The organism is Ensifer sp. LBL, assembly GCF_050435225.1.
In the GTDB taxonomy this organism is placed as follows: Bacteria; Pseudomonadota; Alphaproteobacteria; order Rhizobiales; family Rhizobiaceae; genus Ensifer.
In genome coordinates, this window is record NZ_JBNDJY010000004.1 from 267,712 (window position 1) to 281,978 (window position 14,267).

The 14,267-nt window shown below is 63.3% G+C and carries 15 protein-coding genes; 8 read left to right on the forward strand and 7 right to left on the reverse strand.

The features are described from left to right. The first annotated feature begins 103 nt into the window (after positions 1 to 103). The 3 genes from OKW20_RS17120 to queF all read left to right on the forward strand — a co-directional run bounded on the left by OKW20_RS17120 (position 104) and on the right by queF (position 3,325). Positions 104 to 1,678, forward strand: coding sequence for an MFS transporter (locus tag OKW20_RS17120; protein WP_429173772.1), 1,575 nt, complete (start codon positions 104 to 106; stop codon positions 1,676 to 1,678). Between the two features lie 117 nt (positions 1,679 to 1,795). Then, the gene (locus OKW20_RS17125; RefSeq protein ID WP_429116018.1) at positions 1,796 to 2,722 is read left to right on the forward strand and encodes a cation diffusion facilitator family transporter; all 927 of its coding nucleotides are present in this window, start codon (positions 1,796 to 1,798) and stop codon (positions 2,720 to 2,722) included. Between the two features lie 138 nt (positions 2,723 to 2,860). Continuing rightward, on the forward strand, positions 2,861 to 3,325 hold the full coding sequence (gene queF / locus OKW20_RS17130) for a preQ(1) synthase (RefSeq protein ID WP_429173774.1): 465 nt from the start codon (positions 2,861 to 2,863) through the stop codon (positions 3,323 to 3,325). 15 nt (positions 3,326 to 3,340) lie between these two features. Here the strand turns inward: queF and OKW20_RS17135 are convergent, their stop codons facing one another. Continuing rightward, on the reverse strand, positions 3,341 to 3,862 hold the full coding sequence (locus OKW20_RS17135) for a chloramphenicol phosphotransferase CPT family protein (RefSeq protein ID WP_429173776.1): 522 nt from the start codon (positions 3,860 to 3,862) through the stop codon (positions 3,341 to 3,343). A 12-nt stretch (positions 3,863 to 3,874) separates the two neighbouring features. Further along, positions 3,875 to 4,453 carry a HupE/UreJ family protein gene (locus OKW20_RS17140; RefSeq protein WP_429173778.1) on the reverse strand — a complete coding sequence of 193 codons (579 nt, stop codon included), beginning with the start codon at positions 4,451 to 4,453 and terminating at the stop codon, positions 3,875 to 3,877. Positions 4,454 to 4,692: 239 nt separating this feature from the next. On the opposite strand from OKW20_RS17140, the gene OKW20_RS17145 reads away from it, so the two are divergent. Then, positions 4,693 to 5,277 carry an ATP-dependent Clp protease proteolytic subunit gene (locus OKW20_RS17145; protein ID WP_034788862.1) on the forward strand — a complete coding sequence of 195 codons (585 nt, stop codon included), beginning with the start codon at positions 4,693 to 4,695 and terminating at the stop codon, positions 5,275 to 5,277. 409 nt (positions 5,278 to 5,686) lie between these two features. Further along, positions 5,687 to 7,396: a 2-isopropylmalate synthase gene (gene leuA, locus OKW20_RS17150; RefSeq protein WP_043621053.1), complete on the forward strand. Its 1,710-nt coding sequence runs from the start codon at positions 5,687 to 5,689 to the stop codon at positions 7,394 to 7,396. Between the two features lie 102 nt (positions 7,397 to 7,498). On the opposite strand, the gene OKW20_RS17155 is transcribed toward leuA, so the two are convergent. Both OKW20_RS17155 and OKW20_RS17160 read right to left on the reverse strand, forming a co-directional pair. Then, on the reverse strand, positions 7,499 to 8,326 hold the full coding sequence (locus tag OKW20_RS17155; protein ID WP_429173780.1) for an anti-sigma factor family protein: 828 nt from the start codon (positions 8,324 to 8,326) through the stop codon (positions 7,499 to 7,501). A gap of 3 nt (positions 8,327 to 8,329) precedes the next feature. After that, positions 8,330 to 8,848, reverse strand: a complete 519-nt coding sequence (locus OKW20_RS17160) for an RNA polymerase sigma factor (protein WP_034788854.1) — start codon at positions 8,846 to 8,848, stop codon at positions 8,330 to 8,332. Positions 8,849 to 9,133: 285 nt separating this feature from the next. Between OKW20_RS17160 and OKW20_RS17165 the strand changes: the two genes are divergently transcribed. After that, positions 9,134 to 10,168, forward strand: a complete 1,035-nt coding sequence (locus OKW20_RS17165; protein ID WP_429173782.1) for a DUF3313 domain-containing protein — start codon at positions 9,134 to 9,136, stop codon at positions 10,166 to 10,168. 72 nt (positions 10,169 to 10,240) lie between these two features. Here the strand turns inward: OKW20_RS17165 and OKW20_RS17170 are convergent, their stop codons facing one another. Together OKW20_RS17170 and OKW20_RS17175 are read right to left on the reverse strand one after the other, a co-directional pair. Beyond that, the gene (locus OKW20_RS17170) at positions 10,241 to 10,789 is read right to left on the reverse strand and encodes a tetratricopeptide repeat protein (RefSeq protein WP_402319868.1); all 549 of its coding nucleotides are present in this window, start codon (positions 10,787 to 10,789) and stop codon (positions 10,241 to 10,243) included. A gap of 183 nt (positions 10,790 to 10,972) precedes the next feature. Next, positions 10,973 to 11,875, reverse strand: coding sequence for a metallophosphoesterase family protein (locus OKW20_RS17175; protein WP_043621043.1), 903 nt, complete (start codon positions 11,873 to 11,875; stop codon positions 10,973 to 10,975). A gap of 110 nt (positions 11,876 to 11,985) precedes the next feature. Between OKW20_RS17175 and OKW20_RS17180 the strand changes: the two genes are divergently transcribed. After that, positions 11,986 to 12,453 carry an NUDIX domain-containing protein gene (locus OKW20_RS17180; protein ID WP_043621040.1) on the forward strand — a complete coding sequence of 156 codons (468 nt, stop codon included), beginning with the start codon at positions 11,986 to 11,988 and terminating at the stop codon, positions 12,451 to 12,453. Positions 12,454 to 12,480: 27 nt separating this feature from the next. On the opposite strand, the gene OKW20_RS17185 is transcribed toward OKW20_RS17180, so the two are convergent. Beyond that, complete coding sequence (locus OKW20_RS17185; protein WP_429173784.1) at positions 12,481 to 13,458, reverse strand: glutathione S-transferase family protein; 978 nt, start codon at positions 13,456 to 13,458, stop codon at positions 12,481 to 12,483. Positions 13,459 to 13,717: 259 nt separating this feature from the next. Here OKW20_RS17185 and OKW20_RS17190 point away from each other — a divergent pair, with 259 nt between their 5' ends. Further along, entirely contained in the window at positions 13,718 to 14,263 is a 546-nt protein-coding gene (locus OKW20_RS17190; RefSeq protein WP_043621035.1) for a GNAT family N-acetyltransferase, read from the forward strand. Positions 14,264 to 14,267: the final 4 nt, after the last annotated feature.

The following is a 14,267-nucleotide window of genomic DNA, read 5'->3' on the forward strand; positions in this document are numbered from 1 at the left end:
TATCCTGCATCCGTCAATCGATACCCGGCAACTGCCGACATCAAAACGGAGGTCCGGCGGGCCTGCGCGGGTATCCCCTTTGCTCGAACGGATGGAACGGGGAATGAGAACCGAAATTCGAGAATCACGCGGGCGCCGTCTCGTGCTCCTTGCGGTCTGTTGCGCCGCCGCGGCGATGCCGCTCACCTTTACCGGACCGGCGGTGGCGCTGCCGTCGATCAGCCGCAGCCTCGGTGCCGATCCGGTTGCCCTCAACTGGGTCACCAACGCGTTCATGCTGACCTTCGGCAGCTCGCTGATGACGGCAGGCGCACTTGCCGACAGCTTCGGCCGCAAGCGTGTTTTCCTCAGCGGTCTTGCGGCCTTCCTGCTTTTTTCGGTCGGGCTCGCCTTTGCTCGCAATATCCTTTGGTTCGATATTCTGCGCGCCCTTCAGGGCATAGGGGCAGCCGCCGCTTTTTCCGGCGGCATGGCTTCCCTTGCGCAGGATTTCGACGGGAGCGAGAGGCTCCGCGCTTTCAGCCTGGTCGGCGCCAGCTTCGGTGTCGGCCTTGCCTTCGGGCCGATCGCGTCGGGCCTGATGGTCGAGGCCTTCGGCTGGCCGGCGATCTTCGGTCTTGTGGTCGTTCTCGCCAGCCTGTCCCTGGCGCTCGGCGGGATCTTCCTGCGGGAGACGCGCGATCCGGATGCCGCCGGGCTCGACTGGAAGGGAGCGGCAAGCTTCACCGCGGCGCTCACAACGCTCACGTCAGGCATCCTGCAGGGCCCGGAAAGCGGCTGGAGCCATCCGCTGGTGATCACGATGCTTGCGGCATCGGCGCTCCTCTTTCTGGCCTTCTGGCGGATCGAGCGTTCTGTCGCGCGGCCGATGCTGGATCTGACGCTTTTTCGCTATCCGCGTTTCATCGGCGTGCAGTTGCTGGCGGCAGCCCCTGCCTATGGCTTCGTGGTGCTGCTCATCCTGCTTCCGGTGCGCTTCATCGGTATTGAAGGCATGAACGCCGTTGAAGGCGGACGGATGATGATCGCCATGTCCGCGCCGCTTTTGATCCTGCCGATCGTAGCCGGGCTTTTGACACGCTGGTTCACGCCGGCGGTCATTTGCGGCGTGGGCTTGCTGCTCTCGGCGGCCGGGCTCTTCTGGCTCAGCCTGTTTCCGGCGGGGGCCGGGCCGGCCGCGCTGCTTGCACCGCTGCTGCTGATCGGCCTTGGCATCAGCCTGCCCTGGGGCCTGATGGATGGACTTGCCGTCAGCGTCGTGCCGAAGGAGCGCGCCGGCATGGCGACAGGGATCTTCAGCACGACGCGCGTCGCCGGGGAGGGCATTGCGCTTGCGATCGTGACCGCCCTCCTTTCCGCGCTCACGGCCTGGAACCTCGCGCCGGAGGCCGGTGCCAATGCCGCTCCCATGGCGCAGCGCATCGTCACCGGCAATCTTGCGGCGGCGACGCGGCTTGCACCGGAGACATCGCCTGCCGCGCTGCTGCAGGCCTATGGCGATGCATTCAGCGTCCTGCTTCTGGTTTTGACCGGCATCACCGTCGCAACGGCGGCCGTCGTATTCTTCTTCATCGGCCGAGGCGACAGGGCTCTCGGCGACGCGGAGATCGAAGCCGGCGCGCTGCCTTTCGACGCGATTGCCTGCGGAGAAACAGGAGCCGGCCGATCCAATCTTTGACAAGCGCCGCTTAATCCAGCATATGCTTGTCCATCGACCGCCTGCGCGAAAATTCGCGCGGGCGGTTTTGCGTTTGAATGGGCTTGCGTTTGCAACTCGTTTGCATCTGCACGAGGAATGACAATGACATCTGGAACCGAAAACCGCACCGTGCTCCGCCTTGCTTTCTGGGGCATACCGCTCTCGCTCGCTGTGCTCGGCCTGAAGCTGCTTGCCTGGTGGCTGACAGGCTCGATCGCGCTTCTCTCCGACGGGCTGGAGTCGACCGTCAACGTGATCGCGGCGGTCATCGCCTATCTGATGATCGGCTACGCCTCCAAGCCGGCCGATGCCGGCCACCCCTTCGGTCACCACAAGGCGGAGTATTTCTCGGCCGTCATCGAAGGCGTCCTGATCGTCGTTGCGGCATTGCTCATTGTCTGGGAGGCGGTGCCGGCAATGATGGCGCCGGTGTTGATGGAAGCCCCGGCACTTGGACTTGCGATCAACTTCGTGGCCGGCGTTATCAACGCCATCTGGGCCTATGTGCTGATCACCGCCGGTCGCAAGCACCGCTCGCCGGCGCTGAGCGCCGACGGCCACCACATCCTGTCGGATGTCGTCACCTCGATCGGCGTTCTCATCGGTCTCGTTCTCGCGATTGCCACCGGCTATGCGATCCTCGATCCCTTGCTTGCCGTCATCGTCGCCTGCAACATCCTCTATCAGGGCTGGATGGTGATCTCGCGCTCGATCGACGGTCTGATGGACCGGGCTGTGCCGGCCGAGGAGGAGGAGGCGATCAAGCAGGCGATCGCCGCCAACGCCGCCGGCTCGCTGGGTGTGCACGATCTCAAGACCCGCCAGGCCGGACCGGCGATTTTCGTGGACTTCCACATGGTCGTGCCGGAGTTGATGCCGGTCGGCGAGGCGCATGACATCTGCGACCGTATCGAGGATGCCATCCGGTTGGTGCATCCGGGTGCAAAAATTGCGATCCATGTGGAGCCCGAAGGCGAGAAGGCGCACGGCGTGCGCGTCAAGACCACGGTCGGGCGCCATTGATGAAAGGTCGGAGGCGCTTCAACCGTGACAAGGTTTCCTTCTTGAGGCGGTTCTGATTTAAGGGCCGAAACTGAGCGTGGCCAGCGTATGAGCCATGGCGAGCGGACACGCGCAGATGCACCGACGGAGTATACGAAAATGAGCAAGACAGACGTATCCGGCCTTTCGCAGTTGGGCGCGAAGGTCGACCTGCCGCAAAACCCTGACGAGGCAGCGCTGGAGAAGGTGCCGAGCGGTAACAAGGGCAAGGACTATCTGGTACGGTTCACCGCGCCGGAATTCACATCGCTCTGCCCGATGACCGGCCAGCCGGATTTCGCCCATATCGTCATCGACTATGTGCCCGACGAATGGCTGGTGGAATCGAAGTCGCTGAAGCTGTTCCTACATTCCTTCCGCAACCACGGCGCTTTTCACGAGGATTGCACCATCGAGATCGCCAGCCGGCTGGTCACGCTGCTTTCGCCGCGCTGGCTGCGGATCGGCGCCTATTGGTATCCCCGAGGCGGCATCCCGATCGATGTCTTCTGGCAGACCGGCAAGCCGCCGGAGGGCCTGTGGCTGCCCGACCAGGGCGTGCCGACCTATCGTGGTCGCGGCTAAGGACCAAGTTCGGCGCTACGCCGTGAATGACTGGCGTTTGAGCCAGGCGTCGACGATGCGCGCAGCGACCTGATCGGTCGGGTCGCGCGTGTTCACGTCGAGGTCGTAGGCGCAGTAATCATGCGTCTTCAGGTGAAAGCGGGCTTCGCCGATGGTGCGGTCGCCACGCTCGCGCTCGCGCCGTTCGAGGTCCTCGATCGGCGCGTGCACGCCGACCCAGAAGACGTCGAGATGCGCGGTTCGCGTCCTCAGGTCCTCGGCCCAGCTCTTCTCCTCGACGATGTGCTCGACGATCAGATCGTTTCCGGCCTCGGCAAAGGCCGCGATCGACCGATGAAACCCGTCGAAGAACCGATTGCGTTCGCCGCGCATGCGATGATGCATGCCGCGTTTGAGGACGCGAAATCCGGCGTCTGCAAGCTGATCAGACGCGTAATAGCAGAAGGGCTCCGGGAGGGTTTCCCGGAGCGCCTTTGCCAGCGTGGATTTTCCGGCACTCGATGTGCCGTTCAAAAAGATAATTCGTCCGTGCTGCACGCGTGTTTGATCTCAGCTGAAGATGAGGGCTGCGCCGGCCAGAGCCGTCACACCGCCGAGGATCCGCGCCAGCAGCCCGCTGCCGGAGAGGCGCTGAAGGGCGATGCCGAGGCCGATGCCGGCCACATGAAGTGCTGCGGTGGCAAGGATGAAGCCGACCGAGAAGGCAAGTGCACCGGCGCTGCCGAGTTCGCCGCCATGGGCATGGCCGTGGAACAGCGCGAAGACGCCGACGATCGCAGCCGACGCTGCCGTGTCGAGCCGCACCGCCATGGCGACGAGGAGGCCGAGTGCGATGACAGAGGCGAGGATCGCCGGCTCGACGAAGGGCAGGCCGACACCGGCAACCGCCAGCGCGAAGCCCACCGCCATCATCGAGACAAAGGCCGTCGGCACGATCCACAGCGCCCGCCCACCGATCTGGGCGGCCCAGAGGCCGACGGCGATCATGACGAGGATATGGTCGATCCCGAACAGCGGATGCGAGAAGCCGGCGGCAAACGAGCCGTGCTCTGCCGGATTGAGATGGGCGAATGCGGGTGCGGCGGAGGCGATCAGCGCCGCAGCGGCGATCAGGATGCGTCTGTTCATGCGTGTCCCCATGGATCGGCGGGGCCTGGGAGGTCGGCCCCACTCTTGAGTGTTTGACGCTGACGATCTTATTGGGCGTTGCGGGCCTGTCTATACGGCATTTGGCGGTAGGTGTTTTTACCATAAGCGTAGTCGACCTTGCCGCTTTGTCGCCGCTTCGGTTTGTTGCATTGTCTTCGGGGTCGAGTCGCATTATCTGACTTTGACTGAAGACTTCATGAGACGCCGGAGAAAAACGGATGATGAACGACGACGAGGACGACAAGAAGACCGAATTGCCGCTCGGCAAGGAAACGGAGGCGAACCTTTTCAAGTCGCGTTCGATTTTCATCTACGGGTCGATCAATCAGGAACTGGCGCAGAAGGTCTGCTCGCAACTCGTGGCGCTTGCCGCCGCCAGCGACGAAGACATCCGCATCTTCGTCAATTCGCCGGGCGGCCATGTCGAGTCGGGTGACAGCATCCACGACATGATCAAGTTCGTGAAGCCGAAGGTCTGGACCATCGGTACCGGCTGGGTCGCTTCCGCCGGCGCGCTGATCTTTGTCGGCGCCCCCAAGGAGCGCCGCATTTGCCTGCCGAACACCCGCTTCCTGCTTCACCAACCGTCGGGCGGCACCCGCGGCATGGCTTCGGACATCGAGATCCAGGCGCGCGAAATCATCAAGATGAACGATCGCCTGAACAAGATCTTCGCTGACGCAACCGGCCAGCCGGTCGAGAAGATCGCCAAGGACACGGACCGCGACTACTGGCTTTCTGCCGAGGAAGCGAAGTCCTACGGTCTCGTTTCGCGGATCATCTCGTCCGCTGCGGACATCTGACTTCGCACGCAAGCCAAGGTTTTGGAGGGCATCGGCAGTTCGCCGGTGCCCTTTTCTTTTGCGCTGATCCTCGTCATCGCGCGGCTTGCTCCGCTCCGGCAAGCCGTGTATAGGCTTTGGTCATGACCAAGGCTGACGCATATCGGATCGCCTCGATCCCCGCCGGACACGATACCAATCGTGCGCCGTCGCGCGCCTTCGCCTCGCTTCTTCTTCTCGGCCTTACTCGCGGTTGCCGGGTTCGCTGAGGAGCGCCCGGCGGCCGAAAAGCCACGCCGGCGGATGCTCCTCGACCCCATCAAGTGTTCTAGAATAAAGGCGCGTTCGGCGCGGCATTAGCCATCGCAATCCGATCCCTGATCGGCTATGGCAAGGCGGCCAGGACGTCCAGTGATGAAGAGAAGCTGCAATGATCCAGAAATCCCATCCCGTTAAGATTGGCATGCCGGAAGCGGCGGTGAAGTACCAGGCCTATCCGCAGATTGCGCTCACCGACCGCACCTGGCCGTCGAAGACGATCACCAAGGCGCCGATCTGGTGCTCGGTCGACCTGCGCGACGGCAACCAGTCGCTGGTCGACCCGATGGGCCACGACCGCAAGGCCCGCATGTTCCAGCTGCTGCTCGACATGGGCTTCAAGGAAATCGAGATCGGCTTCCCCTCGGCCTCGCAGACCGACTTCGATTTTGCCCGCTGGTGCATCGAGGAAGGCAATGTCGCCAAGGACGTGTCGCTGCAGGTGCTGGTCCAGTGCCGGCCGGAGCTGATCACCCGCACCTTCGAGGCCTTGGAAGGCGCGCACCAGCCGATCGTGCATTTCTACAATTCCACCAGTGAGTTGCAGCGCCGCGTGGTGTTTGCCAAGGATGTGCGCGGCATCAAGCAGATCGCGACCGATGCCGCCAAGATGATCACCGACATGGCGGCCAAGGCCGGCGGCGGCTACCGCTTCGAATATTCGCCGGAGAGCTTTACCGGTACCGAGCTCGAAGTGGCCTTGGAGATCTGCAACGCGGTCACCGAGATCGTCAAGCCGACGCCGGACAACAAGCTGATCCTGAACCTGCCCTCGACCGTCGAGATGGCGACGCCGAACATCTATGCCGACCAGATCGAATGGATGTGTCGCAACCTCGACAACCGCGAGAGCCTGATCATTTCGCTGCACCCGCACAACGACCGCGGCACCGGTATTGCCGCCACCGAATTGGGCCTGATGGCAGGTGCGGACCGTGTCGAAGGCACGCTGTTCGGCAATGGCGAGCGCACCGGCAACGTCGATGTCGTGACGCTGGCACTGAACATGTTCACGCAGGGCGTCGACCCGCAGCTCGACTGCTCCGACATCGAGCGGATCAAGGAAGTCTACGAATACTCCAACCAGATGGTCATTCCCGAGCGTCATCCCTACGTCGGCGAACTGGTCTACACGGCCTTCTCCGGCTCGCATCAGGACGCGATCAACAAGGGCATGAAGGCGATCAAGACCGCCAACAAGCCGCTCTGGGAAGTGCCGTATCTGCCGATCGACCCGCGCGATGTCGGCCGCTCCTATGAGGCGATCATCCGCATCAATTCGCAGTCGGGCAAGGGCGGTATCGCCTACATCCTGCAGGAAGATTACGGTATCAACCTGCCGCGCAATCTGCAGGTCGAGTTCCGCGAGGACATCCAGCGCATCACCGACGAAGAGGGCAAGGAGCTTCCCTCGAAGAAGATCTACGAGCGCTTCATCGAGCGTTACGTCGAGCAGCCGGGCGCGCGCATCAAGTTCGTCGACCACCACACCTATCCGGTGGGCGAGCACAAGGGCGTGCGTGTGGTTGCCGCCGAGATCACCGACAATGGCGAGGTGAAGCGCATCGAGGGCAAGGGCACCGGCCCGATCGACGGCTTCATCAACGCGCTGTCGATCTATCTCGGCATCGACCTCTCGGTCGCCGACTATTCGGAGCATTCGCTGCAGCACGGCTCGAACGCGGCGGCGATCGCCTATGTCGAGATGGAGCATCCCGGCGGCAAGCTGTTCGGCGCCGGCATCAACACCAACATCGTTGCCGCTTCCCTTGAAGCCATTGTTTCGGCGGCGAACCGCGTGCTCGAGATGCAGCGCGGCTGATACGCTTCACCGTGACGAAATGCGGCCGCGTCGGGGAAACCTGGCGCGGCCTTTTCGTTTCGGGGGTAGGGTCGTTATAGGGGCAGGGGACTGCCGCCGATCTCAGATCGTCGCGGCGGCGGCTTCGGCGATGTCCTGCATGCCGACATGGGAAGACGGGCCGACGAGCACGAACGAGGCGCCGCCTCGCTGCCAGGAGACCATGCCGAGATCGTCGCGGATGCTTTCGTCGAACTGGTCCGCCTGCGGGCCGGTGGTGCTCTTGAGGAAACAGATCGCGAAGATCTCGCCTTCGGCGCTGCGGTAGACGAGCTGTGCCACGGGCTTGCCGTTGGCCACGAGCAGCCGGGCACCCTCGAAGGTCAGGCCCTTGCCGGAAAGCTGCGGGATCTTGAAGGGAACGCCGACGCTAGAGGCAAGCCAGGTCTCGATCTTCGGCGCTTCAGTCGCCGGGACCTCGACCAGATGCTCCTTCTGCCGCGAATAGATGCGGTGATAGTCGGCGATGTCGTCGAGCCAGCCACGGGCTGCGGCGAGCTTGGCCGGCTCGCTGCCGGTGTTTGCCGTTCCGACGATGAAGCCGGCGCCGGCGCCGAGCAGCAACAGGGCTACGGATGCGGCAACCATGCGTGGCCAGACCCGCGCGTGCCGGACAGTGGTCGTCGTTGCGGCAATCCGCTCGGTCTTCGGATTGCTCCCGGGACCCTGCTTGATTTGCCGGACGAGAGCGAGCGGCACGGGATCGTGCAGGAAATCCTCGAAGGCGGTATCGCCAAAGCTGCTGCCGGCCTTCAGCCTCTCGAACAATGCCTTGGCGTCCTCGTCACGGGCAAGAATCGCGTCGAGTTCGGTTCGTTCAGCTTCGCCGATCTCGCCGTCGATATAGGCGGAAAGGCGCACTTCGAGCGCTTGACCCCTTGTCTGTTGCAACGGTCAGGCCCTCCTTTCGGTATTCTCTGAGATCATCGCCGCGAGCCTGAGGCGCGCGGTCGACAGTCTGCTCATGACGGTGCCGATCGGAATGCCCAGGATATCGGCGGTCTCGCGATAGCTGTGGCCTTCGACATTGACCAGCAGGAACACGCTCGCCAGCCCCTCGGGCATCGACAGGATCATCTTCTGCAACTGATTGGCGTAGACGGCTTTTTCGGCCGACGGCTCGATGCTGAGCTCGTCATGTCCGAGCGCATCGACGGTGCCGCTGCCGGTGCGCACCTTGCGCTTGCGGATTTCGTCGACCCAGAGATTGCGCGTCATCGCGTAGACCCAGCTTTCCAGCCGGCCCTCTCCGTTCCAGAGGTGGCTGCGGGTGATCGCGCGCTCGCAGGCTTCCTGGACGAGGTCGTCGGCGTCATTGGCATTGCGCGTCAGCGTCATCGCGAAACGGCGCAATTTGGGCAGCAGGCTGACCAAGTCGCGTCTGAAGTCCTTCGTTTCTGCCGCTGGACGCATTTCTCTTCCAATGAAACGTGCCGGATCATGCATTTATTCGCCGTGCTGAGCACGAGCGGATGATATGAAACATTTGCTCCTTAGTCTGCAAGGGAAGTCCCGGAACGGAAAGCAAATTCTGCTGCTTCATGGCGCCTTTTCCCAAAAAGCTTTCGCTTGCCCGCGCCCGTTAATCACGCGCTTCGTTACCGTTAACTGCAACGACGGCCGGAGATCGCGTCAAAGTTCGGCCCGAATCTGACTGGACCTCATGCACAACTGCAGGTCGATGTCGGGGACACGCCAATGAACGCACAGCATCGCAATGGCATGAGTATTGTCAGGTTTGTCGGGAGACATTGTGGCGGACGCCGCATTCGGCGAGGTACGGCCGTCATTCGCACGGCTGCGCTGGTGCCGCTGTTTGCGGGGCTTGCCGCCTGCCAGAGCGCCCAGGTCATGGAAACGGGGTCGCTATCCTCCTACAAGGATTTCGTTGCCAGCGACGGGATGGTGACCAAGACGAAGTACCGGGTTGATTCCGCCGCCACCAAGAACGTCAAGACGGTGCATGTGATCCCGACGACCTTTGCCGCCACTGCGGATCTCGACAAGCTCGGGGATCCGCAAAAGAAGCTGGTGGCAACCGCGATCGACCGGTCGCTTTGCGAAGCTTTGAGCGCACAGTTTGACGTCGTGCCGATCTCCAAGCCCGCCGACATGGCGGTACGCTCCGTGATCAGCAAGGTCAAATCGACAAATGCCGTCGTCGCCGGCGTATCGACCGTCACCTCGGCCGTTTCTCCGATCCCGGTTCCGCGCATTCCGATCGGCCTTGGAAGCCTCGCGGTCGAGGCGGAGGCCTTCGACCCGCAGGGCAAGCAGATCGCCGGCCTTGCATGGGCGCGTGGCGCCAACATCCTCACCAACGGCTCCCGCGCCTCGACGGCGGCAGACGCCTTCGAGCTTGCAGGCGATTTCTCGAGCGACTTCAGCGCGCTGCTCGAAAAATCGGGCGACCCGATGAAGTCCGATTTCGAGCTGCCGTCGATGAAGAACGTCAAGAACAGCGTCGCCTATGCGGTCACCGGTAAACCGACCGATCCGGATTGCGCCGTGTTCGGCAAGGGATCCGGCCTTGGCGGTATCGCCGGCGGCGCGCTCGGCCTGCCGCCGGAATGGTCGGAGAAGAAGAACGAGGCAAAGTCGATTGCCGACGGCACGACGGGAAGCGGTGCCCCGGCAGGCACGACGCCGGGAAGTGCGGCGCAGGGAAGTACAGCCAAGGGAACCGAGCCCAAGAAGGGCGGGGCGACGGCAAGCGGGTCGAAGAAAACCTGACGTCCCGGCGCATGTCCGTGGCACGTCGGATCGAGGCGGCGCCTGGCGCCGCCCGTCCAGTTTATCGCCCGGTCAGTACTGACGGACGCCACCCAGCGACTGAAGCAGGGCGCGGTATGCCCAGGTGTTTTCGCCGCCGCGGTCGCGGATCTCGACCAGTTGCACCCGCGCTTCCTCGACGCGGCCCTGTTCGATCAGCGCCTGGCCCATGTAGGAGCGGGCGAGGATGTAGTTCTCGTCGGCCTGCAGCGCGCGCTTGTAGTACTGCATGCCGAGTTCCATGCGCCCGGCCTTGCGGTTGGCATAGCCGAGATAGTTGAGCACCCGGGCGCTCTGCTGGTCCTTGACGGCCCCGAGCACCCTGATCGAATTCTCATACTGGCCGGCATAGGCGAGTTCGCGGGCAGCCTGGAACAGGATGTCGTCGCCAAGCTCGCTCTTCTTGGCATCGACGCAGGCTTTCTTCTTGGCGTCCCAGACCTTGCCGTCGGTGCATTCGCTGGTGGTCTTGGTTTTCTTCGGCGGTTCGCTCGTATCCTCGCCGGCGGCCATCACCGCATGCGCCATGAAGCTGGTTGCCCCGGCGGCGAACAGGGCGAAAACGAGGTTCTTGTGGTTCATCATGCCATCTCCCATTGCTGGCGCATGACCGCGAAAGCCTCGCGCTGGTTCAAACGACTGCGTGTCCTGCATTCGCGCAGAGGCGGGCGCGCTGCCATGCGGCGGCGGACCGGGGTATGACGCAGCAGGGCCGGAGTTTATTCGCCAGGCGATGAATTTTCTGCGGAGGGAGCCGGCGTTTGGCTAGAAGCGCGTGGTTTCGGCGAGCGACACCGTGGTCGCATCGTCGTTCAGCGCGTAGCGCTCGCGCGTCAGGTGCCAGTTTCCCGCTTCACCGGCGACCGTGAACAGGTTGTAGGCAGCCGGTGGCTTGTGCCCGCCCGGTCCTTGCGAGGCGGATGCGATGCCGACGACCGGGACGGGGGCATGCTGGCCCTTCAGCCAATAAACGGTGTTGAGGTGGGTGTGGCCATGGATCACAAGCTCCGCCCCGCCCGACGAGATCGTCGCGGCAAAGCGGCGAATGCCGATCATGCGCTTGTGCATCGAGGTCGCGCCACGGATCGGCGGATGGTGGATCATGACGATGCGGAAGAGCCCGGCCTCGCCGGCTTGCCTCAGCAGGTTGACGGTGGCGCGCGCCTGGCGCTGGCCGAAATAGCCGCTGGCAGCAAAGGGCGGGGTGGCAACCGCGGTCGAGCAGCCGATCAGCGCCACCGGGCCGCGCACGCGCATGTAGGGAAAGCAATGGTGCCGGTCATGCCAATGCGCCGGCGCATCGTCGCCGCGCATGTAGGGATACCAGGCGCGGGTGGTCTTCTCGTAGGCGCCCGGCACATAAGCGTCGTGGTTGCCCGGAACGACGGAGATGTTTTCCGGCTTGCCCGCATCCTCCAGCCACTCGGTGACCGCCTTGATCTCGAGGGAGGAGGCGAGATTGACGAGATCGCCCGTCATCGCCAGATGGTCCGGATCCTTCTTCTCGATGTCGGCCAAAAGGGTGTCGAGCGTACCGGTAAAGAGATGGCGGCTGCGGTTGCGGTGCCAGTTGACGAAACCAGTGATGCGCTTGGAGGCGAGTTCCCTGAGGGATAGCTCGGGCAGCGGCCCGAGATGAACATCGGAGATATGGGCAAGTTTGAACATCGCCCCCGTCTAGCGCATATTCCGGCCGAGGGGAATCAGGTCGCCCGATGAATCGCGCGTGGCCGGGACGAGGAAGGAAAAAACGCCTGGAACAGGATCGGCCACCGGAGATGCGGCGCTGGTATCTTCGGCTCCTGATGTGGCTTGCACATGGCTACTACGCTGTGGCGCGCGGCATGACGATGGGTGTGCGGGCGGCCTGTTTCGATGGCGAGGGCCGCGTTTTCCTCGTCCGCCACTCCTACCTGCCGGGCTGGCACCTGCCGGGCGGGGGCCTCGACCGCGACGAAGCCTCGATCGACGGATTGTTGCGGGAGTTGCGCGAGGAGGGGAACCTTGAGGTTTCGGCGCCGCCGGTGCTCGTCCAGGTCTATTACAACAGGCGTACCAGCCGCCGCGACCATGTCGTCTTCTACCGCTGCGATGGCGTCAGCCAGACCGCGCCGAAAACGCCCGATCTCGAAATTGCCGAAAGCGGCTTCTTCGCCCTGGACGCGCTGCCGGACGACACCACGCCGGCAACACGCCGCCGGCTTGCGGAACTTGCCGGCGACGCCGCAATCGACCGCTATTGGTAGCGATCGATTGTCCGTTTCAGTGCGGGCTTACAGCGCCTCACGGCCGTGCGGGGCGGTGAGGTCGAGTACCGGGCCCACCGGCACGACGCCCGTCGGGTTGATGGTCGTGTGGCTGCGGTAGTAGTGCTCCTTGATGTGGCGCATGTCGACGGTCTCGGCCACGCCCGGCACCTGATAGAGTTCCCGCAGATACCCTTGCAGGTTCGGATAGTCGGCGATGCGGCGGACGTTGCACTTGAAGTGGCCGACATAGACGGGGTCGAAGCGCACCAGCGTCGTGAACAGCCGCCAGTCGGCCTCGGTGAGACGGCTGCCGGTGAGGTAACGGTGCGAGCCGAGGCGCTCTTCAATCTTGTCCAGGCGGGCAAAGAGTGCGCTCACACTTTCCTCGTAGGCGGCTTGCGTGGTGGCAAAGCCGGCCTTGTAGACGCCGTTGTTGACGTCGTTGTAGACGTCGGTGTTCATCGCATCGATCTCGCCGCGCAGCTCTTCCGGGTAGAAATCGAGCGTCGAGCCGGTCAGGCCATCGAAGGCGGAATTGAACATCCGGATGATCTCGGAGGATTCATTCGAGACGATCGTGTTCTGCTTCTTGTCCCAGAGGACGGGCACGGTCACGCGGCCGGAATAGTTGGCGTCGGCGCGGGTGTAGAGCTGCCACAGCGCCTTCGAACCGAAGAGATGGTCGCCGCTGCCGATGCCGCCGTCCTTGAACTCCCAGCCTTGAGCGAGCATCAGCGGATCGACCACCGAAACCGAGATCAGGTCCTCGAGCTTCTTCAGCTTGCGGAAGATCAGCGTGCGGTGCGCCCAGGGACAGGCGAGCGAAACATAGAGATGGTAGCGATCGGCCTCGGCCTTGAAGCCGGCGTCGCCGCTCGGGCCGGCCGATCCGTCCGCCGTCACCCAGTTGCGGAACTGCGAAGCGCTGCGCTTGAAGTGACCGTTCGTTGCCACCGTGTCGTACCAGACGTCCTGCCAGACGCCATCCACCAACCTGCCCATCGGACAAACTCCTTCGTGATCGTTGCCTCAATAGATAACGTTTCCAGCGCCATTCGATAGGTAGCGAAATCGGAACAGTGCGTTTTAGGCTTTGACAGAGGGCAAATTTCTGCTATCGGCGATTTCACAACTTTTTTCGTGTCTGGAAGAATCCACACAGATGATGTTCTCGGGAAACCTGCGACGACGCTGATGCTGCCAACGCCCTCATCGGGCGAAGCCTCCCTATGTCTGTTCGCATGCCTGGTTTCTCGATCTCATGAAAAAGCACGATCTCGTCTATCTGACCGAAGACGCGTCCCACGACGCAGCCATCGAAATCATCAATGAAGAAGCTTTCGGCCCGGGCCGGTTCGCACGCGCTGCTGCGCGCATTCGCGAGCAGGGGGCGCATGACCGGTCGCTTTCCTTCATCTGCGCCGACAACGGCGAGACGATCGCATCGGTCCGGATGACGCCCGTCATGGCAGGCTCGATCAAGGGCCATCTGCTCGGGCCGCTCGCCGTCCGGCCGTCGCACAAGAACCAGGGCATCGGCCGGGAACTGGTGCGCATCGCGGTCGAGGCGGCACGGCGGAAGGGCTCGCACGCGGTGATCCTCGTCGGCGATCCGCCCTATTATCAGCCGCTCGGTTTCGAGAAGGTGCGCTACGCGGCACTCGAGTTCCCGGGGCCGGTCGATCCGGCGCGGGTGCTTGTCGTGCCGATGGCCGAGGGCGTGCATGCCGGACTTTCCGGCGTCATTGCCTGGCGGGATGACAAGCTGGTTCAGGTGCAGCCGATCGCGTTGCCGCTGGCCGGCTGACGCT

Coding starts and splice junctions, on each gene's coding strand:
- OKW20_RS17120 (WP_429173772.1), top strand. CDS start 104: ATGAGAACCGAAATTCGAGAATCACGCGGGCGCCGTCTCGTGCTCCTT.
- OKW20_RS17125 (WP_429116018.1), top strand. CDS start 1,796: ATGACAATGACATCTGGAACCGAAAACCGCACCGTGCTCCGCCTTGCT.
- queF (WP_429173774.1), top strand. CDS start 2,861: ATGAGCAAGACAGACGTATCCGGCCTTTCGCAGTTGGGCGCGAAGGTC.
- OKW20_RS17140 (WP_429173778.1), bottom strand. CDS start 4,453: ATGAACAGACGCATCCTGATCGCCGCTGCGGCGCTGATCGCCTCCGCC.
- OKW20_RS17145 (WP_034788862.1), top strand. CDS start 4,693: ATGATGAACGACGACGAGGACGACAAGAAGACCGAATTGCCGCTCGGC.
- leuA (WP_043621053.1), top strand. CDS start 5,687: ATGATCCAGAAATCCCATCCCGTTAAGATTGGCATGCCGGAAGCGGCG.
- OKW20_RS17160 (WP_034788854.1), bottom strand. CDS start 8,848: ATGCGTCCAGCGGCAGAAACGAAGGACTTCAGACGCGACTTGGTCAGC.
- OKW20_RS17165 (WP_429173782.1), top strand. CDS start 9,134: ATGAACGCACAGCATCGCAATGGCATGAGTATTGTCAGGTTTGTCGGG.
- OKW20_RS17170 (WP_402319868.1), bottom strand. CDS start 10,789: ATGAACCACAAGAACCTCGTTTTCGCCCTGTTCGCCGCCGGGGCAACC.
- OKW20_RS17175 (WP_043621043.1), bottom strand. CDS start 11,875: ATGTTCAAACTTGCCCATATCTCCGATGTTCATCTCGGGCCGCTGCCC.
- OKW20_RS17180 (WP_043621040.1), top strand. CDS start 11,986: ATGCGGCGCTGGTATCTTCGGCTCCTGATGTGGCTTGCACATGGCTAC.
- OKW20_RS17185 (WP_429173784.1), bottom strand. CDS start 13,458: ATGGGCAGGTTGGTGGATGGCGTCTGGCAGGACGTCTGGTACGACACG.
- OKW20_RS17190 (WP_043621035.1), top strand. CDS start 13,718: ATGAAAAAGCACGATCTCGTCTATCTGACCGAAGACGCGTCCCACGAC.